We start from the raw sequence: 25663 nt of genomic DNA, 5'->3' as shown, positions 1-25663 counted from the left end.
GGGTTCCACACGTACCCATCCCGAACACGACCGTTAAGCCCTCTAGCGCCGATGGTACTTGGACCGCAGGGTCCTGGGAGAGTAGGACGCCGCCAAGCAATCTAAAGACACACTTGATGATATCGAGTGTGTCTTTTTTATTTTAATCCTAAATACTTATATAAATCTTAACAGCCCTGGTAAATAACCAAGGCTGTTTACTATTTCAATATTTATGAGAATGTTAAATAACTTTAAAAGGATCATTTCTTCTCTATCATCGATTTAAGTACAACATCTGTCTATACTTTCATTTGGTTGCAAGCCTCCCCAAGGATTGTAAGGGAGTTCTGCAATGCATGCTGGGTTTCCGAATCAATGATGACGCCTTGTTTGTTCATTTTCAATGTAATATGAGGAATGGTTAAACAGCCCTCCTGTAGAACTTGTGCATTAATCATGTTTAGTGTGAGCAATAAGGAAGCATGGGCTTTGTCACCTCCCATGGGGCTTGGGGAAGCAGCAATGACAATGGTGGGTTTATTGAGCCATTCTCCAGAAGATACAACCCAATCTAGTGCGTTTTTTAAGACCCCAGGAACGCCGTTTCCATACTCTGGCGTGCAGATAAGGACACCGTCCGAATGCTTAAGTTGGGCTCTCAAGTTCTGTACGGACACTGGACCCTCCTCGACATCGAGGTCAGGGTTAAAATGGTGGCAGATCATTTAATCCATCATATACTTCAAACTTAAGGTTAGTGTGAGCCAGTTTAATCATGGCGTGCATTAGTAACGTATTGGAGGACTGATTGCGCAGACTTCCGGAAATGGCAAGGATATTTAATTCTTTTTTCATGGATATAGATCAACTCTATTCTTTAGTAATGTAGGGCAATTTGTTTATTTTCCTCCTGTTTGAATGAGCTGTCTATAAAAAACGCATATAATTAAGGCATTCTTCATGTTAGTCAGGGAATATCCACAATTCTTCATCGAAAATGCATGCCATCGTTTGTATTGCTCTGGGTAATAGAATGAAGAGATCACTTTAAAATAAACAACTAACGAAAGAATCATAATAAATATTTTATAAAATTAGTACCAAGTACTAAGACTTAGTGATATAATGGTAAAAAACAAGTGAGGTGACTACCGGTATGAAGCATCAATCAAAGGCAACCATCACGGCAATGGGGACGTATGTACCGGATCGAATATTAACGAATGCTGATCTGGAGAAATTGGTCGAGACAAGTGACGAATGGATTGTACAGCGTACTGGTATGAGAGAACGGCGAATTGCAGCTGAAGATCAGTTTGTATCTGACTTGGCTACGAAGGCTGTAGAAGATATGATACATCGTTATGATGTAAGTGTAGAAGATGTGGATATGATCCTTGTGGCTACAAGTACACCTGAATATGCTTTCCCAAGTACGGCATCCAGAGTACAGGCTAATCTTAAGATCCCACACACGGGTGTACTGGATTTAAATGCTGCATGCGCAGGTTTTACCTACGGATTACAGCTAGCCGACAGTCTGGTGACCAGTGGAATGTACCGCAAAGTACTGGTAATTGGAGCAGAGACATTATCCAAAATTACGGATTACACAGACCGCACGACTTGTGTACTGTTTGGTGATGGAGCGGGGGCCTTCTTGGTGGAGAGATCATCGGGTGCTGAAGGTGACTTTATGGCAGCCATATCAGGTACACATGGAGAAGGCGGTGTACATCTCTATAAGAGTGGTCTGTCTTCGGAGATGAATGGTGTGCCTTTACAGGGCGAAGGTTGTTTAGTTCAGAATGGGCGAGAGATTTATAAGTGGGCTGTACGGACGATTCCAGAGCAATTGGGTAAACTTATAACGAAAGCTGAATTAAGCCCTGACCAGATTGACTGGTTTGTCCCGCATAGTGCCAACATGAGAATGATTGAAGCTGTTTGCGAACGTGGTCCGGTTCCTTTGGAACGTACTTTAACCAGTGTCGAGTATCGTGGGAACACATCTGCTGCTTCCATTCCGCTTGCTTTACAGCTTGCAGTGGATGAAGGGAAGTTGAAAGAAGGACAGAGCTTAGCTCTCTTTGGCTTTGGCGGTGGTCTGACATACGCAGGTTTGGTGCTGAAATGGGGCGTGCCGGACAGAGTTCAGTAATGAATAACATCGACTGTATGCAACATAAAAATAAATAGAGAAATTAAAAGAGACCACCCAAACTTCATGCAGTCATGAAGAGGGTGGTCTCTTTAGTGGGTTAACTCGTTTCAAAAAAGTGATATAATTGCATCTATTTTTTGTGTTAACGAGAATTATTTAATCCCATAAATATTTTACGGCGTGAGCTTAGGCGCTTGGCGGTGATGTGTACCTTGTTCGTAGCTGTAAGCCAGCTTGATCAAGGTTCCTTCATCAAAGGCGCGACCCAGGAATTCCATACCTACTGGCAAACCATCAGTTGTGAAACCGGCAGGTACAGTGATGGCCGGGAAGCCGGAGAATGGACTCAGACGGTTGTTACCACCGGAGTTTTGTCCTTCGCCAATAACACCAGCGGCTTGTGTGGACGTAGGATAGATGATGGCATCTAGATTATTATCTGCCATAACTTTTAGCAGGGACTCACGTGTAACTTGGGTACGTTTCAGGACGATGTCCTTGTATTCGGTAGTCTCCAACGTTTGGCGTGCATCCCGAGTCTTCATGGATTGCTCCTGAGATTTGTCGAACTCTCCGGAAGCGATGATCTCGGACAGACTGTGATATGGAGCGTCTGCACCCAATGAGTCCAGATAGTCATTCAGTTGGAACTTGAATTCATATCCGCTAAGGCTTGGGTATTTGTTGATCTCAGTCAAGTTCGGGATGGAGATGGGAACTGCGGTAGCGCCCAGTGTCTTCAGTTCTTCCACAGCGCTGTTGATCACATCAGCAACGGCTTTTTCTTCAGCTTTGGTACTTGGGATGAGTTCTGTGGCCACACCGATGCGTGCACCTTTCAGTCCGTTTACATCCAAGAAGTCTGTATAGCTGGAAGGGATTTTTCCAACCGCGTAAGCTGTAGAGACATCCTTTTTATCATAGCCGGCTGTAGCATCCAACATGATTGCAGCATCACTAACCGTACGAGCCATAGGTCCACCTACATCCTGTGTCAAAGCCAATGGGATAATGCCTTCACGGCTAGACAGTCCGATGGTTGGGCGGATACCCACAAGGCTGTTAAAGCTGGATGGGATTCGAATCGAACCACCAGTGTCTGTACCCATGCCGGCTGCAGCAAAGTTTGATGCAATGGCTGCACCTGTTCCACCGCTTGATCCACCTGGATAGTGATCCAGGGCGTAAGGGTTCAGTGTTTGTCCACCCAATGAGCTGGATGTCGTTATGCCGAATGCGAATTCATGCAGGTTCGTTTTGCCCAAAATAATGGCGCCAGCTGCTTTGAGTTTCTTCACTTGTTCAGCATCGTGAGCAGGAATGGAATCTTTCAGACAGATACAGCCTGCGGTTGTCGGCATGTCATTGGTATCGAAATTGTCTTTTACCAAAACCGGAACGCCATGCAGAGGCCCGCGGGCACCTTGGGCTGCACGTTCTTCATCCAATTGCTCCGCAATTTGGAGTGCATCCGGGTTCAGCGTTAATACGGCGTTGATGCTTACACCTTGATCATCGTATTTTTCAATGCGGTCCAGATATTTCTGAACCAGCTCTTTTGATGTCAGTTTTCCTTTCGTCATTGCAGTCTGGAGATCCATGATGGTTGCTTCCTCAAGGACAAACGGTTTTATGTAGTTATAAATGCGGTCTTTCAGTATGGAGAGGTCATTCTCGGTAAGTACAGCGTTTGGAAGGAAGAGGGAATCGGTATAACCTTTCATTAGCCCTGCCGTACTCAATGCACCAACAGCACCTGCAAAAGTGGCTTCATCCGGGACATCTTTGAATGATACGGTAGTCGAATCCAGCTTGAGCCATTGTTGCAAGGCGACCGCAGCATCTTTACGTTGTACGGTTGTGCCGGAGAGCTTGTCCATAGTAAAAGGAACACCTGCAAGTGTAGCCGCTTCTTCCATAGCCTGAACAAATGTTGCCGGAGTTGCTGGCGCTTTTCCTTTGGATACAGCTGCTACTGTTGTTTTACTCGTAGGCGTTGCCGTTGCGGCTGATACCGAAGGTACCGTTCCTCCCCATGTTGTGGCAACAACAGCACCTGCCAGTAACAAAGCCCCACTTTTTTTCAATACAGATCCATGATAAGTCATGCATCCACGCTCCCTTCCTGTGTCTCATTGATGTGTGTAGCAGCGATTCTGTTTCTATGCTTTTGACACATTGTATAGTTATGTCAGGTAATCTTACAAGGTTTATATTTATCCAAAAAAACGTATACATCAATACTTTACAGTGTTAATACTTACTGATGCTTCTGATTCCGTGTACTCAGGAAAACTATCAAACGAATTAATGTAATTAAAAGTGACATGAATACGACATATTGTTTAAACATGAGGTTACAGGAGGCGAATAGTTAGGAAGTAGAGATGACAGAGCATACCTTTAGTGTGAAATGATATAATGAAAAGATAGGGATAAAAGAGACATAACGTTCTACCAGAGAGGAAGAGATATGAAGTGAAGACATTGGTACTCGCAGAAAAACCATCTGTAGCACGCGAAATAGCCAGAGTCATGGGTGCGCGTGATAAACATAAAAGTTATATGGAAGGCCCGAAATATATCGTTACCTGGGCGCTTGGACATTTGGTTGGATTAGCTGAACCCGAGGATTACGACAAAAAGTATGCAACATGGAATCTGGAGGACCTACCCATTCTGCCAGATCGTACGAAATTGAAAGTACTTAAAGAGACCAACCATCAATATAAAGCCGTGCAGCAGTTGATGAAACGTCAGGATGTAGGCGAACTGGTCATTGCGACCGATGCAGCACGTGAGGGAGAATTGCTGGCTCGTTGGATCATGCAGATGGCGGGGTGGAAAAAAACTTTTAAACGCCTGTGGATTTCATCCCAGACAGATAAGGCGATCAAAGACGGATTTGCTTCGCTGAAGCCAGGCAGTCAGTTCGACCGCCTCTATGAATCTGCACGTTGCCGGGCGGAGGCTGACTGGATGATCGGACTTAACGTGACCCGTGCATTAACCGTTCGTTTCAATGCCCAGTTGTCTGCTGGACGTGTACAAACTCCGACCTTGGGCATGATTATGGACAGGGAAAATGAAATTAACGGTTTCCGCTCGCAGGAGTATGAGACGTTAACGGCAGACATGGGAGGTTTTCAGGCTGTGTGGCGGGCAGCTGGAGGAGATTCACGAATTTTCGACCCTCAAGAAACACAAGAATTGAAGAAACGGGTAGATGGGCGCAAGGGCACGATTGCCCAAGTGAAGAAAAGCGAGAAGGTTGAGCCGCATCCACTGGCATATGATCTGACGGAACTACAACGGGATGCCAACCGGAAGTATGGTTTCTCTGCAAAGCAAACATCAAATGTCCTGCAACGTCTGTATGAACAGCACAAGCTTGTGACGTATCCGCGTACGGACAGTCGATACCTCACTTCGGATATGACAGCTACGTTGAAAGAACGGCTGGATAGTGTAGCTATTGGACCTTATGCGTCTTTGGCACGTCCTTTGCTGCGCAAAAATCTGAATATCACCAAACGTATTGTGGATGACAGCAAAGTTACGGATCACCATGCGATTATCCCAACGGAGCAGACGGTGCTTTTGAATCAATTGAACCCAGAGGAACGCAAACTGTACGATCTGATCGTACGTCGTTTTATCAGCCTATTCTATCCGGCAGCGAAGTACGATTCGGTTGCGATCACGGTTCAGGTGGGGAATGACTCCTTCCATGTTAAAGGTACAACGGTGAAAGAAAGTGGATGGCGTGAAGTATACGGCGGCGATTACAGCGATGATGACGATGACCGTACTGATGATGCAGCAGACCATGAGCGTGCGCTTTTGCCAGATGTGCAGCAAGGGCAGTCCGTGACGGTTCAGCGTTGCCATATTAAAAGTGGACGGACGATGCCGCCCAAACGGTATACCGAAGCTGCTTTGCTTTCCCAGATGGAAAAGCATGGACTCGGCACTCCAGCTACACGTGCGGATATTATCGAGAAGCTGGTCAGTTCCGATACAATAGATCGTCAAGGCAACAGCATGCATCCAACCGGTAAAGGAAAACAGTTGATTGAACTGGCTGCCCCGCAGCTTCGTTCACCGGATCTGACTGCCCGCTGGGAAGCTGAACTGGAACGCATCGCTCGTGGGCAAGGGAAACCGGGGCCGTTCCTGGATGGTATCCGTTCCATGGCGAAAGAGTTGGTGTCCACCGTAAAAGGCAGCAAAGCAGAGTACAAGCCGCATAATGTGTCCAATAGCCATTGCCCGGACTGTAACGCACGGTTGTTGGAGAAGAAAGGCAAGCGCGGCAAGTTTCTTGTATGTCCTACCGAGGACTGCGGGTATCGTCGTTCGGCAGAAAAGAGACTCTCCAATCGTCGTTGTGCGCAGTGCCACAAAAAGATGGAAATCAAAGAAGGTAAGGCGGGGTTATACGTACAATGTCTACCTTGTGGTATTACAGAAACGTTGGATAAGGATAAACAGCATGTGAACAAACGCGATCAGCAAAAGCTGGTGAAACAATATGCTAAGCAGGAGTCCATTGGGTCTAACCTTGGAGATCTGCTGAAGGCGGCTATGGAGAAAAAGGGAGAGTAACACGCTTGAGGGTAGTTGAAGTCGTATAAGATCCTCCGTTTTCAGGCAACGTAAGCCAAGGAGGTGATACCTACATGCCGCATAACAAACCAGAGAAGATCCATAACCAGCAAAACAAAGACAGTATTCGGGAAGAGAGTATCGCTGTGCGCCCGGACAAAGCAGCCAAAAGAGCACCAAGCCTGAACGGTATTCCAAAGCAGGAGTCCTAGGTTAGAGCGAGGTTAGCGTTATTACACAAAATTGCGGTTCCCTATCCGGTGCGTTGAACATGTCTCTGATGAGGACTATAATGGAGACAGGGAGATGTCCCGGGACAGGGGGATCGCTAGAATTATATGCAAACCGGACTTATATTGTGGTTTTTATTTATTAATGTAGTTGGTTATCTGGTGATGTCGGATGATAAGAGGCGTGCGCAACAGCGTCGTGACCGTACACCCGAACGGACGTTATTCTTATTAGCATTTATAGGCGGTGCTTTGGGAGTCTGGATCGCGATGTATCGGAAAAGGCATAAGACTAAACATCCCAGCTTCACCATTGGCATTCCATTGTTGTTATTCTTGAATGCGGTAATCTATGGTTACTTTATTCAATGAACACATGGAACAAATGCGTAACCATTCGAACAAGACTTACGCTGAAGTGAAAGGTGTATCATTCATTCGTCTGATATGTAAATTCATTCGTATAAATGGTTCATTGTGGCTCTGGAACGTTTAAGGAGTTACATGGTTCTGTTATTTAACTGTTAGTTTATTACATGTCAGACCGAAGCTTGCTTCGCGTGCTCTACATATAAAGGAAGGGACGGGATTCACATGTTATTTTCCAAAATATTAGTGGCTTATGATGGTTCCAAAGCTTCAAATAAAGCACTTGATCGTGCGATTGAGCTAGCTAAAGTGTCCCCAAATGCAGTACTGGATGTCATTCATGCTTTTGATTTCCCACGTGTATTTATTGGTGAGGGACTGGCTCCATTGCCACCTTCACTTAATAATGACTATTACAATCTCGCGGTACAGACGACAGATGAAGCAAAAGAGCGAATTCAGGCTGCGGGTGTAACGGCCAATGTGGACCTGATTCAAGGAGCAGCTGCGGAAGTATTGCTTGATTTTGCCAAAGAGAATGATTCTGATATCATTATTATTGGTAGCCGCGGACTGGGTGGTATTCGGGAATTTGTCCTGGGTAGTGTCAGTCACAATGTGGTGCAACATGCGCGGGTTCCAGTACTGATCGTAAAATAATGGATGAAGTGTGTACGCACTGAAAAGCAGGAAGCCGGTTGTCTTCGAGAGATTGAAGAGGAGCCGGCTTTCTTTTATGGGATGAAATGGATGGTTAAGCGAATTTAAAGAAGCAATTCCCGAACATTATATTTGTCAATATGTTAAATGTTCGTCTTTAAGTTGACATTAGCTGTAGGGGATTGTTAGAATGTTAGATGTGTCGATCAGGTAAGAATAAGGTCGAGTAGGAACGAAATATGTAATAAGAGATTACAAAAATGAACGAAGATAGTTTGATAGATATTTGCTCGTATAACGCCGGGAATAGGGCCCGGAAGTATCTACCCGGGAACCGTAAATTTCCGGACTACGAGGAGATACGGCTGAGAGTCGCATGAAACCAGATGCGGACAGCAAGCCCCCTTTTGGCATGCCCAAATGAGGGATACGTATTTCTTGGAGTCCGGTGTCCGGAGAAAATGTGATGTTTTCGCGGGTAGCGGATTTTTTCATTTCACACGTAATAAGAGTTCCTTAATAGTCAGATGTAATCAAAAAAGCGCAGACGGGAGTTGGATGTATTCATGTCACTGCAAGTCGCTGTAATTATGGGCAGCAAGTCGGATTGGGAAACGATGAAACATGCGTGCGAGGTGCTGGACGAACTGGAGATTGGGTATGAGAAAAAGGTGGTCTCCGCCCATCGTACACCGGATCTGATGTTTGAATACGCAGAGCAGGCGATTGATCGAGGATTTAAGGTGATCATTGCAGGGGCAGGCGGGGCAGCACATCTACCCGGTATGGTTGCCGCCAAAACGATGCTTCCAGTCATTGGCGTACCGGTTCAATCCAAAGCATTGAACGGTCTCGATTCCTTGTTGTCCATTGTTCAGATGCCTGGTGGTATTCCCGTCGCAACTGTGGCGATTGGCAAGGCAGGGGCAACCAATGCAGGATTGCTGGCAGCTCAAATGATCGGTGCTTTTGACCCGGATGTCCAACGTCGCTCTGAAGCTCGCCGAGAGCGCATCAAACAAGAAGTACTCGAAAGTAGTGAAGAACTATGAATAGAGCAGGGAACCAATCCGGTATAGCAGGAGAGCTAAAAAAAGTCCTGCCGCCCGGGAAAACAACCATCGGCATTCTTGGAGGCGGACAGCTCGGACGGATGATGACGCTCGCAGGAACGGCAATGGGGTATCGATTCGTTACTCTTGATCCCGCTGCGGATGCACCTTGTGGTCAAGTTGCTCGTCAGATTGAAGCTGGTTATGACGATGCCAAAGCTGCACTTGAACTGGCTCGGCAATGCGATGTCATTACGTATGAATTCGAAAATGTAGATGCAGAAGTGGCTGGGCTGCTTGAACGTGAGTCTTACGTTCCGCAAGGAAGTGCGTTACTGTACACCACACAACATCGGTTGCGTGAAAAACGTGCGATCGAAGCCGCCGGAGTGAGAGTCGCGCCTTATCGGGAAATCATAAGTGCGGATACGATGCTTGCTGCTGTTAGCGAACTTGGAGTGCCCTGTGTACTGAAGACGGTGACTGGAGGCTACGATGGCAAAGGTCAACGGGTCATCCGGGAAGCAAGTCAGGCTGTTGCGGCATACGAAGAACTTGCGGCTACTGGTGCGGAACTGGTGTTGGAACAATTCATCAAGTTTGAATGCGAAATATCGGTCGTTGTAGCGCGTAGTACAAATGGGGAGATCAAAACGTTCCCGCCAGCGGAGAACATTCATGTGAACAACATTTTGCATGCTTCAATTGTACCGGCTAGAGTTGCCGCAGATATCCAGATTGAAGCGCAAAAGCTGGCAGCAGCGGTGGCAGAATCGATGAAGGCTGTTGGACTGCTGGCTGTGGAACTGTTTGTAGCGGCGGATGGAAGACTGTACGTCAATGAGCTGGCACCAAGACCGCATAATTCTGGTCACTATACGATGGAAGCTTGTGCGACTTCTCAGTTCGAACAACATATCCGTGCCATCTGCGGGTTACCACTTGGGGACACTTCGTTATTGAGTCCGGTTGTTATGGTCAATGTGCTTGGAGAACATCTGGAAGGCATTATCGCCAGAACAGGGCAACCTGATGTAGAAGCGATAGAGCTCGGTGTGATTCCCAAGCTTCACATATATGGTAAAACCGAAGCAAAAACAGGACGTAAGATGGGGCATGTGAATCTGCTCTGTCAGGATGTTGAAGAAGGATTGCAATGGATTGAACAAACTAATCTCTGGAGGAATACAAATTCATGATTGAACGTTATAGCAGACCCGAAATGAGAGCCATCTGGACCGAAGAGAACAAATTCCAATCGTGGCTGGAAGTTGAAATTTGTGCATGTGAGGCGTGGGCCGAACTGGGTGTTATCCCTAAGGAAGAAGCAGCATTGCTTCGTCAGAACGCATCTTTTGACATCGATCGCATCTATGAGATTGAAAAAGAAACACGTCATGACGTTATCGCATTTACACGTACGGTATCTGAAAGTCTGGGTGCGGAGCGGAAATGGGTGCACTACGGACTGACTTCCACGGATGTCGTAGATACGGCTCTAGGTTATGTATTGCGTCAAGCGAATGAGATTCTGGAAAAGGATATCGTGAATTTCATTGAAATTCTTCGTGAAAAAGCATTGGCTTATCAGCACACACCAATGATGGGACGTACGCACGGTGTGCATGCGGAACCAACTACATTTGGACTGAAAATGGCATTGTGGCATGAAGAGATGAAACGGAACCTGGAGCGTTTCCGCCATGCAGCAGACAATGTACAATACGGCAAAATCTCAGGCGCAGTTGGAACATACGCGAACATCGATCCGTTTGTTGAAGAGTTTGTCTGCGAGAAGCTGGGCACGAAACCTGCGCCGATCTCGACTCAAACATTGCAACGTGACCGTCACGCAGAATATATGGCTACACTGGCGTTGATCGCAACGTCCCTGGACAAGTTTGCTACAGAGGTACGTGCGCTACAGAAGAGTGAGTTCCGTGAAGTGGAAGAAGCTTTTGCTAAAGGTCAAAAAGGATCTTCTGCGATGCCACACAAACGTAACCCGATCGGTAGTGAAAACATCTCCGGTCTGTCCCGCGTCATTCGCGGACATATGGTATCCGCATACGAGAACGTAACGCTCTGGCATGAGCGCGACATCTCACATTCTTCTGTAGAACGTATCATTCTACCGGATGCAACGATGCTGCTGAACTACATGCTGAACCGTTTTGGTAACATCGTGAAGAACCTGACGGTATTCCCTGAAAACATGAAACGCAACATGGAGCGCACCTACGGGGTACCATTCTCCGGTCGCATCATGACAAAGCTGATCGACAAAGGTTTCAGCCGCGAGCAAGCATACGATACCGTTCAACCACGTGCGATGCAAGCATGGGAAGAACAACGCCAGTTCCAGGATATCGTGAAATCCACACCGGAAATCACGGAAGTGCTGAACGAAGAAGAAATCGCAGATGCATTCAACCCGTCATGGCACCTGAAGCACGTAGACACCATCTTCAAAAAGCTCGGCTTGAACGATTAATATATAAGTCCCATAAGGCTATAGCGCAGAATGATGGTTCAGCAGGGAACGCAGAGGACAGAAATAAGCTGAAGAAGCAAAGCTAAAAACATTATGAAAGAAAGCTACTTCGGAAGCATACGCTGCGTCTTTATCAAATTTAGAACAAGTTTTACTCCCTAAAAGTATAGGTTGATTATGTGTTCACGCTGGAACGGAGAAGGCAGAAAAAACCTGAAGAAGCAAAGCGCTCGCCTTTATCCCCGGATTTTCACTTTGCAAAAGTGGAATCAAAAAATCTGGGGATAACAGCGATCGGAAGGTTGTTCTGCATTCGGAGTGGCCCCGCGTGAAGAGGGGAATTGGACGTATACTTTACATCTCCTGAAAGAAGGTGAGCCCATGGCACTGTCCACTGCGGCAGATCTCGTTAAAGCACCTCTGTTATATAAAGGAAAAGTACGTGAATTGTACGATCTGGGTGAACATTTTCTGATCGTGGTTACGGACCGTATATCGGCATTTGATTACGTGCTGGACCCGGCGGTTCCCGAGAAAGGAAACGTACTGAATAAACTCAGCAGCTTTTGGTTCGAACTGACGGGTGACATGATGGAGAATCACGTCGTTCATACCGATGTGAATCAACTGGGTGATCTCATCACAGACCCTGAATTGCTCAAAGACCGCATCATGGTAACCCGCAAAGCAGAACGCATTGATATTGAATGTGTCGTGCGTGGATACATCACGGGTGGGGGATGGAGACAATACGAGACGAGTGGTGAAGTGAATGGCATTAAACTGCCTGATGGACTTCGCAAAAACGCCAAGCTCGAAGTTCCTATTTTCACACCGGCAGCCAAAAACGATGTTGGTCACGATGAGGACATCCCAATGGATCGCATGAAAGAACTGGTGGGAGACGCACTCGCAGTTGAGCTTCAGGAAAAAAGCTTGCGCCTGTACGAATTCGCCCGTGATTACTGTGATCAGCGTGGCATCATTCTGGCAGATTGCAAATTCGAGTTCGGCATCGTGGATGGCAAGGTCATCCTGATTGACGAAATCTTCACCCCAGATGCTTCACGCTTCTGGGCCAAAGAGAATTATGAACTCGACATCGAGATCGACAGCATGGATAAAGAGCCAGTGCGCACCTATCTCGCCGGAACCGATTGGGACAAGAACAGCAAACCTGATCCACTTCCACAAGAGGTAGTAAAGACAACAACCGCAAGATACGTCGATATTTATAACCGTTTAACGAAATAATAAAGTTTAACGTTTGAGCGAGAGGCTATGGGAAAGTTTGAGGAAGCTAACGTTTGAGTGAGAGGCTATGGGAAAGTTTGGCTTTCGATCGCTGTTGCCCCCGGAATGTTTTGATTGGAATCCTTTTTTCAAAAGGAAACATTCCGGTTGCAAAGGCGAGCACTTCGTTTCTCTAGCTCAAATCTTTCCCTCCGCCAGTGTTCAAACTGGTGGGTGAGGCAATTAAGAGCGGTGGCTTCCCACAGGTAGGGAAGCCTAAAGAGATTGCAAGATTCAAATTCACTGATTCATAAAGTAACTTAAAGACCATTAATTGTTTCAAGTAATGGTCAGGCTAGACCATTACACACCGTGCAACGTAAAAGGTTTAGGCCTTTAAAAAACGTCGCATGGACTAGCGGAGGGGCGGAATTGTTCTTAAAGGAGCGATAGCGTTCGCCTTTGTCCCCGGGTTTTGACCGCACAGCGGGCCAAAACAATCAAAAAACCTGGGGACAACAAGCGACCGGAAAGAACAATCCGCCCCGGAGCAAGCTCCACACCCCATTTTTAACAGCATAAAGCATTTATCCCGTTCATTACTGAGGAGGAACATAAGGATCATGATCAAAGCAACCGTATATGTCACTATTAAGCAAAGCGTACTCGACCCGCAAGGCGTAGCTGTTCAAGGAGCCCTGCATTCTATGGGATTCAACGAAGTGGAAAGTGTACGGATCGGTAAAGTCATGGAATTGAACCTGGATACAACAGATCGTGCGGAAGCGGAGAAACGATTGAAAGTCATGTGTGAAAAGTTGCTGGCCAACACCGTTGTTGAAGATTACCGCTACGAATTGGAGGGTTAATCTCATGAAATTTGCAGTTCTTGTGTTCCCTGGCTCCAACTGCGACATCGACTGTTACAAGGCAGTGGAAGATGCGATCGGACAAGAGGTTGATTATGTATGGCACACGGCTACAGATCTTTCGGCTTATGATTGTATTTTAGTTCCGGGTGGTTTCTCTTATGGTGACTACTTGCGTTGCGGAGCGATTTCCCGCTTTGCACCGGTAATGAACGAGGTAGCGAAAGCTGCTGAACAAGGTAAATATATTTTGGGTATTTGCAACGGATTCCAGATCCTGACGGAAGCGGGATTGCTTCCAGGTGCATTGATCCGTAACACTTCCCTGAAATTCCGTTGTCACGATACGGTATTGAAAGTGGCAAACGCAGATACACCATTTACACGTGACTATGCACCCGGCGAAGAGATTATCATCCCGATTGCTCACGGTGAAGGCAACTATTATTGCGACGAGGAGACGCTGGCGAGTCTGCAAGCGAACAACCAGATCGTATTTACGTATGGTACCAACCCGAACGGTTCCCTGGGTGATATTGCAGGAGTCTGTAACGAGGCTGGAAACGTGGTCGGCATGATGCCGCATCCAGAGCGTGCAGTGGATTCACTGTTTGGTTCGGAAGACGGCAAACGTATGTTTACATCTATTTTAAAAGCATGGAGGGATCGGCATGACGCAGCAGCTATCCGCTAAGGAACCAACAGCAGAACAGGTCGCAGAACATAAACTTTACGCACAAATGGGCGTATCTGACAGCGAGTATGCGCTGATCTGTGAGTTCATGGGGCGCAAGCCAAACTACACGGAAATTGGTGTGTTCAGTGTAATGTGGTCCGAGCACTGTGCTTATAAAAACTCCAAGCCATTGTTGCGCCGTTTCCCAACCACTGGACCACGTGTCCTGATGGGACCTGGTGAAGGTGCCGGTATCGTGGATATCGGTGATAACCAGGCCGTTGTATTCAAAATTGAAAGCCATAACCATCCTTCCGCGGTTGAGCCTTATCAAGGTGCGGCAACAGGTGTGGGCGGCATTATCCGTGATATTTTCTCCATGGGTGCAAGACCAGTAGCAATACTGAACTCCCTTCGTTTCGGTAAGCTGGAGAGCGATCGCGTTAAATATTTGTTCGAACATGTGGTAGCGGGTATTGCTGGATACGGTAACTGTATCGGTATTCCTACCGTTGGTGGCGAAGTGATGTTTGATGAGAGCTATGAAGGCAATCCGCTGGTTAACGCCATGTGTGTGGGTCTGATTGATCATGACAAGATTCAGCGCGGTGTAGCTAAAGGTGTAGGTAACCCTGTGTATTATGTTGGGCCGCCAACAGGCCGGGATGGTATTCATGGAGCAACCTTTGCATCGGTTGAATTGACGGAAGAATCCGAGTCCCAACGGACAGCGGTTCAGGTCGGTGACCCGTTTATGGAGAAACTGGTGATGGAATCTTGTCTGGAATTGATCGACACGGGCATCGTGCTCGGAATTCAGGATATGGGTGCTGCGGGTCTGACATGTTCGAGTGCAGAGATGGCAAGTAAAGCGGGTAATGGTCTGGAATTGTATCTGGATCAGGTACCACAGCGTGAAGAAGGCATGACGCCTTACGAGATGATGTTGTCCGAGTCCCAAGAACGGATGTTGTTCGTTGTAGAGCCGAAGGATGAGGCGCAGGCGATGGAGATCTTTGAACGTTGGGGCGTAATCTGTGCCAAAGTTGGTAAAGTAACGGATGATGGTCGTCTGAAATTGATCCACCACGGCGAAGTGGTCGGAGATATGCCGGTAACGGCTTTGGTTGACGAATGTCCAGTGTATGACAAACCTTCTTCTGTACCTGCCTACTACGAGCAAAGTGCTTCCATCGACACGCTTCGTTATGACGAAGTGTCGGATCTCGGCGGAGCACTGAAACAAGTGCTGGCATCACCAACAGTAGCAAGTAAAAAATGGATTTATGATCAATATGACTACATGGTGCGTACAAGCACTGCCGTTCGTCCGGGTTCGGATGCGGCTGTAGTTACGATTCGTGGCACACGCAAAGGTCTCGCGATGACAACGGACTGTAATGGACGTTATGTGTACCTTGATCCTGAAGTTGGCGGACGGATTGCCGTAAGTGAAGCAGCGCGTAACATTGTATGTTCCGGTGCTGAGCCGCTGGCGATTACGGACAACCTGAACTTCGGTAATCCGGAGAAGCCGGATATTTTCTGGCAAATGGAGAAAGCGGTAGACGGTATGGCGGAAGCTTGTCGTGTGCTGGATACACCGGTCATCGGTGGTAATGTAAGTCTGTATAACGAAAACGCCAAAGGCTCCATCTATCCAACGCCAGTTGTCGGTATGGTAGGTCTCGTTCATGACACGGATCATATCACGACACAAGCATTCAAATCCGAAGGTGATGTTATCATCCTCCTCGGTGAAACAAAAGCTGAACTGGGTGGCAGCGAGCTGCAATACGCGGTTCATGGTCAGACGGAAGGTCGTCCACCAGAACTGAACTTGCAAACGGAAAAAGCGCTGCTCAGCACGGTGCTGGAAGCGATCCAATCCGGACTCGTTCGCTCTGCACATGACTTGTCTGAAGGTGGCTTGGCTGTAGCACTCGCAGAGTCTTGTATCAGTGGTAACGTAGGAGCACAGGTGAATGTGGAGACTGCACTTCGTGCAGATCACGCCCTGTTCAGTGAGAGCCAATCCCGTATCTTGTTGTCGGCTACGCCAGAGCAAGCGGGTAAACTTGAAGCATTTGTACGTGAGCGCGGTGTACCTGTTGCTGTGATTGGACGTGTAGAAGGAAGTAACCTGACGATTGAATTGAACGGAACATCAGCCGTGAGCGAACCTGTAGGAGGTTTGGCTCAGGTCTGGGAGGATGCGATTCCATGTCTCATGAACTGACGACAGGACCGTTGTGGACAGGCGATTATTATAATGAAGGGTCCGGCAAGGAAGGACTCGACAAATTGAAAGAAGAATGCGGTGTGTTCGGGGTGTTCAGACACCCTGACGCAGCTTCGCTCTCCTATTATGGACTGCATGCGCTGCAACATCGGGGCGAAGAAAGTGCAGGCATGTGTGTGAGTGATGGCAGCCAGTTTAACTATCATCGCGGCATGGGTCTGGTGAAAGAAGTGTTCACCAAAGACCTGATGCAGACGTTGACCGGGGATATTTCCATTGGACATGTCCGGTATTCCACAAGTGGTGACAGTAAACTGACAAACGCACAGCCATTGGTATTCAAATACCGTGATGGCGATTTGGCGGTAGCGACCAACGGGAACATTGTGAATGCACCAACGATCCGGCGCGAGCTGGAGCAGAGCGGGTCCATTTTCCAAACAACAAGTGATACCGAGGTCATTGCGCATCTAATTGCACGATCCTCCAAAGGGCTTGTGGAAGCGGCAAAAGAGGCGTTCCAGCGCATTGTGGGTGGCTATGCATTTCTGATCATGACCAACGACAAACTGCTCGTGGCTTCCGATCCGCACGGACTTCGTCCGCTGACGATGGGTAAGCTGGGAGATGCATATCTGTTTGCATCTGAGACGTGTGCACTGGAAACAATTGGCGCAGAGTTAATCCGTGACATTGAACCGGGTGAACTACTTGTGTTGGATGCAGATGGTCTACATGAGGATCGCTTTGATCATCACAAACACCGCAAGGCATTATGCGCGATGGAATATATTTATTTTGCTCGTCCGGATAGTGATATGAATGGTACGAACCAGCATGCGGCCCGTAAACGGATGGGAAGCCGGATGGCGATTGAGTCGTTTGTGGATGCGGACTTGGTTACGGGGGTACCAGATTCCAGCATCTCGGCGGCCATTGGATATGCTGAACAGACAGGTATTCCGTATGAGATGGGTATGATCAAGAATAAATACACTGGACGTACGTTTATCCAGCCAAGCCAGGAATTGCGGGAGCAGGGCGTGAAGATGAAGCTGAGCGCTGTGCGTCGCGTTGTGGAAGGCAAACGTGTGGTTATGATTGACGACTCCATCGTACGGGGAACAACTTCCCGACGGATCGTGAACATGCTGCGTGATGCAGGAGCAACGGAAGTACATGTACGGATTACATCACCACCGTTCAAAAACCCGTGTTTCTACGGTATTGATACGCCTGACAGCCGTGAATTAATTGCTTCACAGTTGTCGGTGGAAGAAATTTGCCGTGAAATTAATGCGGACTCCCTGGAGTTCCTCAGTCCGGATGGACTGATTGCATCGATTCAGGGAGATAATCAGGATGATCCTAAAGGCGGACTATGTCTCGCATGTTTTGATCATGATTACCCAACCCGCCTCGATTTTGGCGGCGAGGAAAAATTCGGCTGCAGCTGTTAGTTGTAAAGCCCCGCCTTGCGGAGCAACAGGGGCCAGGCAGCCAGGCGAAGCAACTGCCACCGGGCCAAGCCCGCGCCCTTAAGCCCCGCCTTGCGGAGCAACAGGGGCTAGGCAGCCAGGCGAAGCAGCTGCCCCGGGCCAAGCCCGCGCCCTTAAGCCCCGCCTTGCGGAGCAACAGGGGCCAGGCAGCCAGGCGAAGCAGCTGCCCCCGGGCCAAGCCCGCGCCCTTAAGCCCCGCTTTGCGGAGCAACAGGGGCCAGGCAGCCGAGCGAAGCAGCTGCCCAGCGGGCTTGCCCCGCAGCGTAGCTGAGCGGGGTTCGCCGACCGATGGCTTGCAGCCAACGGAATCGGCGAACAATCCCGCGAGATCACGCACGAACCAACCATAGCAAGATCACACCAGCCACCTCTGCACCGCTTTTTTGGCGGGTGTCCAGAGGGCCTGCCAAGGTCCTATGGGGTCCTCCCGGGCGGGAGGATTTAGGTGGGGCGAAAAAAAAGGAGATGATTCCACTTGTCCGAAGCATATAAAAAGGCCGGCGTTGATATCGCGGCAGGTAATGAAGCGGTTGAACGGATGAAAAAACACGTGAAGCGTACCTTCCGTCCGGAAGTGATGACGGATCTGGGTGGATTCGGTGCCCTGTTCGGTTTGAACAAAGATAAATACGATGAGCCGGTGCTTGTATCCGGTACAGACGGCGTAGGCACCAAGCTGAAAATTGCATTTGCCATGGACCGTCACGATACCATCGGAATCGACGCGGTAGCGATGTGTGTGAACGACATTGTGGTACAGGGTGCAGAACCACTCTTCTTCCTTGACTATCTGGCATGTGACAAAGTCATTCCTGAGAAGATTGAAGCTATTGTCGCGGGTATCGCTGAAGGGTGTCATCAATCTGGTTGTGCGTTGATCGGTGGCGAGACGGCGGAGATGCCGGGCATGTACAGTGAAGGCGAATACGATATTGCCGGATTCACGGTGGGCATCGTGGACAAAGCGAAGATCATCAACGGTACAACCATCGCCCCTGGCGACACAGTGATTGGACTTGCTTCCAGCGGTGTGCATAGTAACGGATTCTCGCTGGTACGCAGACTTTTGTTGGAAGATGCAGGACTTGATCTGCATGATGAAGTAGCGGAACTGGGCGGTAAGCTGGGTGATTCTCTGCTGGAACCTACAAAGATCTATGTTAAACCCCTGTTGTCCTTGCTGGAAAAGGTAAAAGTAAAAGGTATGGCTCACATTACAGGTGGTGGTTTCATCGAGAATATCCCACGTATGTTGCCTAGCAACGTGAATGTGGATATTGACTACGGCTCTTGGCCGATCCTGCCAATCTTCAACCTGTTACAGGAAAAGGGTGCTGTTTCGAACCGTGACATGTTCACCACATTTAACATGGGTGTCGGGCTTGTACTGGTCGTTAATGAAGCAGATGCATCGGAAGCGCTGCAACAACTGAAAGCATCTGGTGAAGAAGCGTACATCATTGGCCGTGTTACTGAAGGAGATGCGCGAGTAACCTTCACGGGAGCGGATGTTTAATGGCGAACTACCGCATAGCTGTATTTGCCTCGGGTGAAGGGACTAACTTTCAGTCATTGGTCGATGCAGTACGGAATGGTGGGCTGAATGCATCCGTTGATCTGCTCGTGTGTGATAAACCATCTGCACGTGTTGTGCAGCGGGCACAGGACGCAGGCGTGGAATGTCATCTGTTTACTCCGAAAAATTATGCTTCCCGTGAAGCCTATGAGTCAGAGATCGTGGAAGTGCTTGAATCCAAAAAGATCGACCTGGTCGTTCTTGCCGGATATATGAGATTGCTGACTTCCGTTGTGGTGGATCGTTACGCAGGGCGGTTGATTAACATTCATCCGTCCTTGCTACCGGCATTTGCAGGTAAGGATGCGATTGGACAGGCATTGGAATACGGTGTGAAAGTTACGGGTGTGACCGTGCACTTTGTGGACGGAGGCATGGATACCGGACCGATTATTGCCCAGCATCCGGTTCCCATTTTGCCAGAGGATACGCCTGAGTCAATCAGCCGTTCCATTCATGCGGCTGAACAGCAGTTATACCCTGAAGTTGTTTCCTGGTTCGCGCAAGGTCTGGTTCAGTTAGACGGACGTCACGTGACTGTTAACAAACCGGTTTGATATAAGTTGAATTTTTTTACACATTAACGGAGAGGACAGAAAAAACCTGAAAAAGCGAAGCGTTCGCCTTTATCACCGGATTTTCCCTTTAAGAAAAGGGAATCAAAAAATCTGGGGATAACAGCGATTGGAAGGTTGTTCTGTCATCGGAGTGTCCCGTGTAAACATCTTGGTTCAACTTCTATAACAGAAGTCGAATATTGGTACGCATTTTGTGATATTTCTCGGGAAATAAATCGGCTGTGTTTCGTCAGGAAACGCGAAGCCATGGGACATTAAAGGAGGAGCATATTGTGAGTATCAAAAGAGCGCTGGTTAGCGTATCGGATAAAACGGGCATCGTGGACTTTTGCCGCGAGCTGTCGCAAATGGGTGTGGAGATTATTTCGACAGGAGGTACAAGCAGCCTGTTGTCGAAGGAAGGCGTACCTGTCATCGGAATTTCGGATGTGACCGGATTTCCGGAAATCATGGACGGACGTGTCAAAACATTGCATCCGGCAGTTCATAGTGGGTTGTTGGCTGTGCGTGATAACGAAGAGCACACACGCCAGATGGAAGAACTCGGTCTCGGCTACATCGATCTGGTTGTCGTGAACCTGTATCCATTCCAAGAGACTATTGCGAAACCGGACGTAGCATACGAAGATGCCATCGAGAACATCGATATTGGCGGTCCAACGATGCTTCGCTCGGCAGCCAAAAACCATGCCTTTGTCAGTGTCGTTGTAGACGCATCTGATTACAGCCAAGTGCTGGAGGAAGTGCGCAACGATGGAGATACCACTCTCGAAACTCGCAAACGGCTTGCGGCAAAAGTGTTCCGTCATACGGCGGCTTACGATGCACTCATCTCCGACTACCTGTCCAACGTAAATGGCGATCCACTGCCAGAGCGTCTAACGGTTACTTACGAAAAACTCCAAGATTTGCGTTACGGCGAAAATCCACACCAGCAGGCGGCATTCTACCGCAAACCGCTGGCTGCTCAAGATACGTTGACAACAGCCGAGCAATTGCACGGCAAAGAGTTGTCTTATAATAACATCAACGATGCGAACGCAGCATTGCAGATCGTCAAAGAGTTTGAAGAACCAGCCGTTGTCGCGGTTAAACATATGAACCCATGCGGCGTAGGTATTGGCGCAAGTATCTATGAAGCTTACGGCAAAGCATATGCTGCAGATCCAACATCTATATTTGGTGGCATTGTGGCAGCAAACCGTATTATCGACAGCGATACAGCAGGCAAGTTGAGCGAGATTTTCCTGGAAATCGTACTTGCTCCTGATTTTACACAAGAGGCTCTCGATATCCTGACGAAAAAGAAAAACATTCGTTTGCTCAAAACAGGCGAACTGAATGCTGCTCGTAAACGGGAGAGCCAATTCGTGGTAACGTCTATCGACGGTGGCATGATCGTGCAACAGTCCGATGTACACTCCATCGAAGCGAGTGAACTGAACGTGGTAACGGATCGTGCGCCATCGGAAGAAGAACTGAAACAGCTCTTGTTTGGCTGGAAAGTAGTTAAACACGTGAAATCCAATGCGATTGTACTTGCTGCGAATGATATGACGGTGGGTGTGGGCGCTGGACAAATGAATCGTGTGGGTGCGGCCAAAATCGCGATTGAGCAAGCGGGCGAGCAAGCAAAAGGTGCTATTCTGGCATCTGATGCGTTCTTCCCAATGGGTGATACGTTGGAACTGGCAGCAAAAGCGGGAATTACAGCAGTGATCCAACCTGGTGGTTCGATCAAAGATGAAGAATCCATCAAAGTAGCCAATGAATACGGAATTGCCATGGTCTTCACAGGCGTTCGTCACTTCAAACACTAGAACGAAAAAGGTTTAAATAAGGGGTGTCGCCTGTCATGCTAATGACTTATGGTACACCCCCTATTTTTTAGTTTTTTCAACACGCAATAGCGTAACAAATTCAGTTATGCACGGAGGGGAACAGAGCGAATGGATATTCTGGTAGTAGGCGGCGGTGGCCGGGAACATGCAATCATCTGGGCACTGGCGAAGAGTCCAAAGGTAGACAAGATTCACTGTGCACCGGGAAATGCAGGCATTGCTCAGCTGGCTGAGTGTCATGCCATTGCGGTGAATGAATTCGATAAACTAACGGCTCTTGCTGTAGAGCTTAAAGTAGGTCTGGTGGTTATTGGTCCGGATGATCCGCTTGCGGATGGGATTGTGGATGCATTTGATTCGACAGGTATTCCGGTATTCGGACCCCGTCGTAATGCAGCAGAGATCGAAGGAAGTAAAACGTTCATGAAGGACCTGCTGCACAAATACAACATTCCAACCGCAGCCTATGAAAAATTCGACAACTACGAACAAGCTCAAGCATACCTGAATGAGCAAGCAATTCCGGTTGTCATCAAGGCAGATGGACTGGCAGCGGGCAAAGGTGTGACCGTAGCTTATTCGCGTGAAGAGGCTGATCAGGCACTTCGCAGTATCATGGTGGACAAAGTATTTGGTGAAGCAGGAGCCAAAGTAATTATCGAGGAATTCCTCGCAGGGCAGGAAATGTCCATTCTGGCTTTTGTTGATGGGGAGACGGTTCGCCCGATGGCGGCGGCACAGGATCACAAACCTGTATTCGACAATGATCAGGGGCCAAACACAGGCGGTATGGGTACATACTCACCATTACCACATATCCCTGCTTCTATTATTGAGGAAGCCGTGGAGACGATCATCAAACCAACTGCCAAAGCAATGGTGTCCGAAGGACGTCCGTTCCAGGGGGTATTATTTGCCGGACTGATGATCTCGCCGGATGGCAAACCCAAAACGATTGAGTTCAACGCACGTTTTGGTGATCCGGAAACACAGGTTGTATTGCCACGTCTGAAGAGCGACTTGTTTGATATCTTCTGGGCAACCGTTCATGGCAAGCTGGCTGATATTGAGATTGAATGGAGTGATGAAGCCGCAGTATGTGTGGTGCTTGCTTCAGGAGGTTATCCGGGTCCTTATGCCAAAGGTGTAGTCATTGAAGGACTGGATCAAGTGCAAGATGCCGTGGTATTCCACGCAGGTACAGCACGTAGTGAAGCAGGAGACTGGGTTACGAATGGTGGACGGATCCTGGGTGTAGTTGGCCTTGGTGCGGATATTGCCGAAGCTAGAAACAAAGCTTATGAACAGGCGGAGCGTATCCACTTTGATGGTAAACATCAGCGAACGGATATTGCTGCCAAAGCACTCGTATAGAATGAATATAAGAGCCCGTAAAGATGTATACCGGAAAGGTATTTGCATCTTGCGGGCTCTTTGATACGTATATAGATGTATCTTGTGCATAAGGCCGGACTTGTCCAAACGGGAAAGAATATGGGGAAGATTCAAAACGGGATTAAATCAGGGAGATCCGGCATGTTTAATGCCCTAAAGTAAGGGGTAGTATTTTTATAAATTGGACTATACTAAACATGTGAACAATATCACATTACGAGGTAATATCAATCATATTATATAAAGTACGTAACATACATAGAGACTAATTTGTGAACATTATACTGTAAGCTTGTGGCAAACCATAACGTGCAACTGGATGGTTGAGCGGGAAACATGGTATACTTTTCGGAAACAGGAATGAGTACGAGGGGAGGTGGATATCTATTGGGTAGGCGATATTGTAAATTGTCCAAATGGCGAATCTAGGTGGAGTTAAGCGAGGAACAATTGACAGCATGAGGGGTAACCCGATTTGAATGAAGAAGTTTCTGCAAGTCATTGACTTCATCTTGAATTCCTGTTTTGTAATTTTACAAGGTCAAACGTAAGACATACAAAAGTTATCATTGAAATCAATTTTATATAAGGCAGACGTCGTGTTGAAAGACTAACAGTTGATGAATGGTTAACACAGTTAACGGATCACGCTGTAACTATCTCTGGAGGTGAATCCCTGAGAACCGGGGAAATCATTGGACATAATTACCATATTGAATATCGTTTTACTTATTATCTTGATTGCATTGACTGCATTTTTCGTAGCATCGGAATTTGCTGTAGTCAAAATTCGTACATCAAGAGTGGATCAACTGGTCGCGGAGGGCAATAAAAAGGCCGTATTGGCTAAAAAAGTTGTCTCGGACCTGGATTATTATCTGTCAGCCTGTCAGCTCGGTATTACGGTCACTGCTCTGGGACTGGGAGCGCTCGGAAAACCGACGGTTGAGAGATTGTTATATCCGGTATTCAATTATTTAGATGTACCTGCTTCAATCTCGTCGATTGCTTCCTATGCGATCGCCTTTATCCTCGTCACGTTCTTGCACGTGGTTGTTGGTGAGATGGCACCGAAAACGTTGGCGATTCAATTTTCAGAAAAACTGACATTAATGCTCGCCCCATCGCTATACTGGTTTGGTAAAATCATGTATCCGTTCATCTGGGCGCTTAATGGAACTTCACGTGTTCTTCTGCGAGGATTCGGTGTAAAGCCTGCCAAACATGATCAAGCCTACTCGGAGGATGAGATCAAAATCATCATGAACCAGAGTTACGAAGGTGACGAGAACAACAAGACCAAGCTTTCATATCTGGAAAATGTATTTGTGTTCGATGAACGTGATGCCAAAGACATCATGGTACCTCGTACAGAACTGGTGACATTAGATCAGGATATGACCTATGACGATATTATTCCTATATTGGATGAACATAACTACTCACGTTACCCTGTCATCGAGGATGGGGACAAGGACCGCATTATCGGCGTTGTGAATGTGAAAAAGATTTTGCCTGACATGGTAGCCGCAAGATCATATCAGCTAAGCGAGTTCGTTCGTGAGATCCCATTTGTTTCCGAAGTTACAAGTATCCAGGATGCGATGATTAAAATGCAGCAGGAACGTGTACACATGGCCGTGGTCGTGGATGAATATGGGGGTACCTCGGGTATCATTACGATGGAGGATATTCTGGAGGAACTTGTCGGTGAGATTCGCGATGAATTCGATGCCGATGAGGTGGCTGATATCCAGGAAACCGGAGAGAATCAATATCTCATTAATGGCCGGGTACTTTTGGATGAAGTGGAGCGGCAGTTCGGGCTTAGCTTTGAAGGTAATGAAGAGATGGATACCGTTGCTGGATGGATCCAGTACCAGAAGGGTGTAGGTGTGGAAAAAGGAGACACGGTAGAACACGGCGATTATGTCTGGACCGTTGTGGATACCGAAAATTATCACATCAAACAAGTTCTTCTGGAACGAGTGAGCGGCGCACAGGTTGAGGAAGCTACTAGCGATCTGGCGTGATCTTGTCCGGAAATCTTTTAAAAATTTAAATATTTTTGCGATAACGGAGAGGACAGAATAGACTGAAGAAGCGAAGCGTCCGCCTTTATCACCGGATTTTCCCCTTTTATATAAGGAATAAAAAAATCTGGTGATAACAGCGGTCGGAAGGTTATTTTGTCA

21 protein-coding genes, 1 rRNA gene and 1 riboswitch are annotated in these 25663 nt (G+C 47.7%); of the genes, 19 read left to right on the top strand and 3 right to left on the bottom strand.

What is annotated here, in order from left to right:
• Positions 1–98: ribosomal RNA gene (gene rrf / locus AC1DE7_RS24330) — 5S ribosomal RNA — on the top strand; the annotation flags it as partial.
• A 183-nt stretch (positions 99–281) separates the two neighbouring features.
• On the opposite strand, the gene AC1DE7_RS24325 is transcribed toward rrf, so the two are convergent.
• Positions 282–659 carry an NADPH-dependent FMN reductase gene (locus AC1DE7_RS24325; RefSeq protein ID WP_477535339.1) on the bottom strand — a complete coding sequence of 126 codons (378 nt, stop codon included), beginning with the start codon at positions 657–659 and terminating at the stop codon, positions 282–284.
• Positions 660–687: 28 nt separating this feature from the next.
• Positions 688–837 (bottom strand): hypothetical protein, encoded by a 150-nt coding sequence (locus tag AC1DE7_RS24320; RefSeq protein ID WP_477535338.1) that lies wholly within the window; start codon positions 835–837, stop codon positions 688–690.
• Between the two features lie 301 nt (positions 838–1138).
• Between AC1DE7_RS24320 and AC1DE7_RS24315 the strand changes: the two genes are divergently transcribed.
• Positions 1139–2143, top strand: coding sequence for a beta-ketoacyl-ACP synthase 3 (locus AC1DE7_RS24315; RefSeq protein ID WP_477535337.1), 1005 nt, complete (start codon positions 1139–1141; stop codon positions 2141–2143).
• A gap of 176 nt (positions 2144–2319) precedes the next feature.
• Here the strand turns inward: AC1DE7_RS24315 and AC1DE7_RS24310 are convergent, their stop codons facing one another.
• Complete coding sequence (locus AC1DE7_RS24310) at positions 2320–4254, bottom strand: amidase family protein (protein WP_477535336.1); 1935 nt, start codon at positions 4252–4254, stop codon at positions 2320–2322.
• A 370-nt stretch (positions 4255–4624) separates the two neighbouring features.
• Between AC1DE7_RS24310 and AC1DE7_RS24305 the strand changes: the two genes are divergently transcribed.
• The 17 genes from AC1DE7_RS24305 (at position 4625) to AC1DE7_RS24225 (ending at position 25501) form a co-directional block, all read left to right on the top strand.
• Complete coding sequence (locus tag AC1DE7_RS24305) at positions 4625–6754, top strand: DNA topoisomerase III (protein ID WP_353883953.1); 2130 nt, start codon at positions 4625–4627, stop codon at positions 6752–6754.
• Between the two features lie 74 nt (positions 6755–6828).
• Complete coding sequence (locus AC1DE7_RS24300) at positions 6829–6966, top strand: hypothetical protein (protein WP_017690703.1); 138 nt, start codon at positions 6829–6831, stop codon at positions 6964–6966.
• A gap of 126 nt (positions 6967–7092) precedes the next feature.
• Entirely contained in the window at positions 7093–7356 is a 264-nt protein-coding gene (locus tag AC1DE7_RS24295; RefSeq protein WP_017690702.1) for a DUF1294 domain-containing protein, read from the top strand.
• Between the two features lie 222 nt (positions 7357–7578).
• On the top strand, positions 7579–8013 hold the full coding sequence (locus AC1DE7_RS24290; protein WP_017690701.1) for a universal stress protein: 435 nt from the start codon (positions 7579–7581) through the stop codon (positions 8011–8013).
• A gap of 270 nt (positions 8014–8283) precedes the next feature.
• A riboswitch (purine riboswitch) is annotated at positions 8284–8385 on the top strand.
• Between the two features lie 194 nt (positions 8386–8579).
• Positions 8580–9065 carry a 5-(carboxyamino)imidazole ribonucleotide mutase gene (gene purE / locus AC1DE7_RS24285; RefSeq protein ID WP_017690699.1) on the top strand — a complete coding sequence of 162 codons (486 nt, stop codon included), beginning with the start codon at positions 8580–8582 and terminating at the stop codon, positions 9063–9065.
• Positions 9062–10264, top strand: coding sequence for a 5-(carboxyamino)imidazole ribonucleotide synthase (purK, locus tag AC1DE7_RS24280; protein ID WP_036668401.1), 1203 nt, complete (start codon positions 9062–9064; stop codon positions 10262–10264). The genes purE and purK overlap by 4 nt, the downstream gene beginning before the upstream one ends.
• Entirely contained in the window at positions 10261–11559 is a 1299-nt protein-coding gene (purB, locus tag AC1DE7_RS24275) for an adenylosuccinate lyase (protein WP_036668399.1), read from the top strand. Before purK ends, purB begins: the two co-directional genes overlap by 4 nt.
• A 381-nt stretch (positions 11560–11940) precedes the next feature.
• On the top strand, positions 11941–12813 hold the full coding sequence (locus tag AC1DE7_RS24270) for a phosphoribosylaminoimidazolesuccinocarboxamide synthase (protein WP_036668396.1): 873 nt from the start codon (positions 11941–11943) through the stop codon (positions 12811–12813).
• Positions 12814–13415: 602 nt separating this feature from the next.
• A complete protein-coding gene (gene purS, locus AC1DE7_RS24265) occupies positions 13416–13661 on the top strand; it encodes a phosphoribosylformylglycinamidine synthase subunit PurS (RefSeq protein ID WP_017690695.1) in 246 nt (81 codons plus the stop codon).
• Positions 13662–13665: 4 nt separating this feature from the next.
• Positions 13666–14355: a phosphoribosylformylglycinamidine synthase subunit PurQ gene (purQ, locus tag AC1DE7_RS24260; protein WP_036606071.1), complete on the top strand. Its 690-nt coding sequence runs from the start codon at positions 13666–13668 to the stop codon at positions 14353–14355.
• The gene (purL, locus tag AC1DE7_RS24255) at positions 14333–16576 is read left to right on the top strand and encodes a phosphoribosylformylglycinamidine synthase subunit PurL (protein ID WP_074093477.1); all 2244 of its coding nucleotides are present in this window, start codon (positions 14333–14335) and stop codon (positions 16574–16576) included. Before purQ ends, purL begins: the two co-directional genes overlap by 23 nt.
• Positions 16561–18039, top strand: coding sequence for an amidophosphoribosyltransferase (purF, locus tag AC1DE7_RS24250; RefSeq protein ID WP_036606069.1), 1479 nt, complete (start codon positions 16561–16563; stop codon positions 18037–18039). Before purL ends, purF begins: the two co-directional genes overlap by 16 nt.
• A 514-nt stretch (positions 18040–18553) precedes the next feature.
• A complete protein-coding gene (purM, locus tag AC1DE7_RS24245; protein WP_101314736.1) occupies positions 18554–19594 on the top strand; it encodes a phosphoribosylformylglycinamidine cyclo-ligase in 1041 nt (346 codons plus the stop codon).
• Complete coding sequence (gene purN / locus AC1DE7_RS24240; protein WP_036606067.1) at positions 19594–20211, top strand: phosphoribosylglycinamide formyltransferase; 618 nt, start codon at positions 19594–19596, stop codon at positions 20209–20211. The genes purM and purN overlap by 1 nt, the downstream gene beginning before the upstream one ends.
• Before the next feature lie 293 nt (positions 20212–20504).
• The gene (purH, locus tag AC1DE7_RS24235) at positions 20505–22052 is read left to right on the top strand and encodes a bifunctional phosphoribosylaminoimidazolecarboxamide formyltransferase/IMP cyclohydrolase (RefSeq protein WP_036606066.1); all 1548 of its coding nucleotides are present in this window, start codon (positions 20505–20507) and stop codon (positions 22050–22052) included.
• A 129-nt stretch (positions 22053–22181) separates the two neighbouring features.
• Entirely contained in the window at positions 22182–23447 is a 1266-nt protein-coding gene (gene purD, locus AC1DE7_RS24230; protein ID WP_405158511.1) for a phosphoribosylamine--glycine ligase, read from the top strand.
• Between the two features lie 716 nt (positions 23448–24163).
• Positions 24164–25501: a hemolysin family protein gene (locus AC1DE7_RS24225; protein WP_076253832.1), complete on the top strand. Its 1338-nt coding sequence runs from the start codon at positions 24164–24166 to the stop codon at positions 25499–25501.
• Positions 25502–25663: the final 162 nt, after the last annotated feature.

It is taken from the genome of Paenibacillus sp. 10L310 (genome assembly GCF_056395745.1).
This window is presented reverse-complemented; position numbering and strand designations above follow the sequence as displayed.

Bases quoted from the DNA above. Each gene is read 5' to 3' on its own strand.
- purB (WP_036668399.1), top strand. From the start codon at position 10,261: ATGATTGAACGTTATAGCAGACCCGAAATGAGAGCCATCTGGACCGAA.
- AC1DE7_RS24320 (WP_477535338.1), bottom strand. From the start codon at position 837: ATGAAAAAAGAATTAAATATCCTTGCCATTTCCGGAAGTCTGCGCAAT.
- purD (WP_405158511.1), top strand. From the start codon at position 22,182: ATGGATATTCTGGTAGTAGGCGGCGGTGGCCGGGAACATGCAATCATC.
- purE (WP_017690699.1), top strand. From the start codon at position 8,580: ATGTCACTGCAAGTCGCTGTAATTATGGGCAGCAAGTCGGATTGGGAA.
- purF (WP_036606069.1), top strand. From the start codon at position 16,561: ATGTCTCATGAACTGACGACAGGACCGTTGTGGACAGGCGATTATTAT.
- purN (WP_036606067.1), top strand. From the start codon at position 19,594: ATGGCGAACTACCGCATAGCTGTATTTGCCTCGGGTGAAGGGACTAAC.
- purK (WP_036668401.1), top strand. From the start codon at position 9,062: ATGAATAGAGCAGGGAACCAATCCGGTATAGCAGGAGAGCTAAAAAAA.
- purQ (WP_036606071.1), top strand. From the start codon at position 13,666: ATGAAATTTGCAGTTCTTGTGTTCCCTGGCTCCAACTGCGACATCGAC.
- purS (WP_017690695.1), top strand. From the start codon at position 13,416: ATGATCAAAGCAACCGTATATGTCACTATTAAGCAAAGCGTACTCGAC.
- purL (WP_074093477.1), top strand. From the start codon at position 14,333: ATGACGCAGCAGCTATCCGCTAAGGAACCAACAGCAGAACAGGTCGCA.
- AC1DE7_RS24300 (WP_017690703.1), top strand. From the start codon at position 6,829: ATGCCGCATAACAAACCAGAGAAGATCCATAACCAGCAAAACAAAGAC.
- AC1DE7_RS24290 (WP_017690701.1), top strand. From the start codon at position 7,579: ATGTTATTTTCCAAAATATTAGTGGCTTATGATGGTTCCAAAGCTTCA.
- AC1DE7_RS24295 (WP_017690702.1), top strand. From the start codon at position 7,093: ATGCAAACCGGACTTATATTGTGGTTTTTATTTATTAATGTAGTTGGT.
- AC1DE7_RS24310 (WP_477535336.1), bottom strand. From the start codon at position 4,254: ATGACTTATCATGGATCTGTATTGAAAAAAAGTGGGGCTTTGTTACTG.
- AC1DE7_RS24315 (WP_477535337.1), top strand. From the start codon at position 1,139: ATGAAGCATCAATCAAAGGCAACCATCACGGCAATGGGGACGTATGTA.
- AC1DE7_RS24270 (WP_036668396.1), top strand. From the start codon at position 11,941: ATGGCACTGTCCACTGCGGCAGATCTCGTTAAAGCACCTCTGTTATAT.